Below are 2,747 nucleotides of genomic sequence, written 5' to 3' on the forward strand. Positions count from 1 at the left end.
CAAACTCTCACCATCTCTCTTCCGATGATCCCACACCACCACCTCCCTCGTTTGTCCCAGCGAAAGACCTGGCCGCAGGAAAGTGTTCTGTCGAGATTGAAGGGAAGTGCATTCCCTTCTAATGTAATTGCTGTCACAAACCACCTTCTGAAATCAGTCCAAGGAGCCTCATCACTGCATACACTTCCTCATCGTCCTCATCAAATTCGGATTCCGATTCATAATGGTACGATATCCATCGAACACTCCTCCCAACAATCCGGTTATAGAAGTACCAGGCAGGCTCTCCCGTTTCCGGATGCAGAATGAGCCGGAAGAACGGGAGGAGTCTGAGGGGCTCTCCACTCTGCCGTGGATAGAGATAGAGTGTTTCAGTGTCAAGGGGAATGAGTGAACGTATCTTGATGACAACAAACCGGGGGTGGGTTCCGGTAAGAGAATGCACCTGGTATGAGAAGATCCCGTCACGATATTCGCCTGCACCGGGACGTATGAGTGTCACATCCTCAAAGTGCTCCCTCATTATCTCTCTGCACCGGGAGAGGTGCGCTTCGAGTATGGTGAGCCGTTGTTCGTATCCTCTCTCTCCAACAATGCCTCCATGGCCCTTCCAGTCGTTTCGAAGGTCTGCTACCTCGTCGAAGAGGGCAAATAGCCGTTTGCTGGTCACCAGATCGATAAAGTCGCGGGTAGGATTACCAAAGAGTCCGGCCATCCCCTCCTGCTCGGAGGCTGATGACAGCCTCTTTCGGATCTGCCTTGCTGAACGCCTGCAGAGAATGATCCAGCTCCGGAAGGTGGCATTGCTATACACATCACGAAACTCCGGATTGTCATCAAGGAGATCGATCTCTTCTTTCTCTGCAAGTGGGGCAATTGCTGAGAGGAGAATGACTGCAATAAACTCAGCAGATGCCTCAAAAAAGTGAAAGAGATGACTGACCTTCTTTGAAGGTATATTTTCAGCAATATATGCCCGGAGAATGGAGGCGAGCGGGAAGGGAAGAGCCTCTGCCCAGTCAGCGAAGTCATCCTGATCTTTCAGCTGTTCAAGCTGTTCAACAGCGGATCGCGTGGAGAGAGGATGTGCCCAGAGTTCTCTCTGAATGGATGTGAGCACTCCTTTGAGTGACTTGATTGAGGTATCTATCCTGATCACCTCTGCCTGTATCTGTGGTGGTGGAAGGTAGATCGTTGCTTCTGCCAGTATATCTGAAAAGTGTTCGATCCTTCCTGCTCGTTTTGCTACCAGTTCACGTATCGCCCGGCCAAGTTCTGTATCAAAGAATGAGAGGAGGTATCCCGGATCAACAGTGCCCGATCTGAGGAGTATGCATGCAACTTCGGATGGTGGGATTAACAAATCTTCACTTGAGATCTGTGGTGGCTTATCTGGTGAGAAAGGGAGGTAGATTCTCCCTCCGGCATCCTGCAATGTTCCGCATGCACCGACGATGATCGATCTGGTGATCCCGGAGAATGGAACCGGTGGTACACCATGTTCATGCGCGAGTTTTTTGACCTTCTCTTCAAGCAGTATCTCTCCTAAGCTTCTGAAGGTGGATGTTCTTATAAATACACCCAGTTCAGGTGTTTTTCCACTCTTTTGCCCCCTGAGATTTCGGAGGAGTATCTCGTGTCGTGACGAGTCAGAAGAGAGCTCTCCTGCCATCATCATATCCGAATATCCCTTCCGGATGATAATGAGAAGTTGCTGCCTCCCGGTTACCTGGCTAAATATCCCGCGTGGCAGAGTGAGTGCGGCTTCACAGAAGAGGCCCAGTCTTATGAGTGTGATTGCCGCATTTTTCTCCTGAAAAAAATCAGGATGAACGATTGCAAAGAGCACCCCTTCTGGTGAGAGAAGGAGGGCTGATCTGAGCATGACAAGGTTTCGCTCCTCGTCTTCAATCCTGATTGTTTTACTGTCTTCTGAAATCAGATCAACTGATCTGACTGGTGTGTCGAATGGCGGGTTTATAACGACGAGATCAAACTCCTCATTGTACTGTGATAGGATGTTCAGTGGATCGCCCCTGATGAGTTGGACCCCCTCCGGTGCCGGGATCGTTTGGTCTTTTGATATTGCAACAGCAGAGCCGGCACCGATCCTATCTTTCAGTATCAGCAGAGATGCTGGATCATCTGTCCATGGATCCAAAATCGACAGGCACTCTTTTTCAGAGACATAACGATGGATGAATGACTGTATGAAGTCCGGAAAACCCAATAATTCTTCTTTGATAGTCACACCTCATCAACTTCAGAGTCAGGAGAATAATTATCTGCTGATACTGCTTAACAAGCCACTATGACACGCACGATAATCATACTCTTACTTTCGCTTGCCTTTCTGCTTGTGACGGCTGGTTGCACCAGTGTTTTACCGGTGCAGAACCCGGAGAACGGGCAGCCATATGTAACCCAGACCCCCCTCCCCTCTGAGGGTACTCCTGAAGTCTATGCTCCTCAGGTTCAGACCTCTTCAAGTGCCGTTGGCATCAGTGCAATCTCCCGAATGCTCATCTGGGCAGAACTGGTGGATTGTGATGGTTATCATGAGATGGATGGATTAACACTCAAGTACCGTTTCTATGATACGATGAATCGACCGGTTGCATTTGATGGAACCGCGATCTCGATGGATATAACGATCTATACTCCTGATACAGATCGCAGAAACCAACAGATCTCACCACGTCTGTTATATCGTAGATCTACCACTATCTCCCGCTCTCTCCCAGAGG

The 2,747-nt window shown here is 49.3% G+C and carries 3 protein-coding genes; 1 reads left to right on the top strand and 2 read right to left on the bottom strand.

The window, feature by feature from the left end; genetic code table 11:
* Window positions 1-137, bottom strand: a 137-nt coding sequence (locus Q7V06_RS07560) for a DNA glycosylase (RefSeq protein WP_304840200.1), incomplete at its 3' end; no start/stop codon positions are given.
* Window positions 134-2,161: a hypothetical protein gene (locus Q7V06_RS07565; RefSeq protein WP_304840195.1), complete on the bottom strand. Its 2,028-nt coding sequence runs from the start codon at window positions 2,159-2,161 to the stop codon at window positions 134-136. The genes Q7V06_RS07560 and Q7V06_RS07565, both read right to left, overlap by 4 nt.
* A gap of 150 nt (window positions 2,162-2,311) precedes the next feature.
* On the opposite strand from Q7V06_RS07565, the gene Q7V06_RS07570 reads away from it, so the two are divergent.
* A partial coding sequence (locus Q7V06_RS07570; protein WP_304840198.1) for a hypothetical protein occupies window positions 2,312-2,747 on the top strand: 436 nt, incomplete at its 3' end.

Source organism: Methanocalculus sp. (assembly GCF_030651615.1).
In the GTDB taxonomy this organism is placed as follows: Archaea; Halobacteriota; Methanomicrobia; order Methanomicrobiales; family Methanocorpusculaceae; genus Methanocalculus.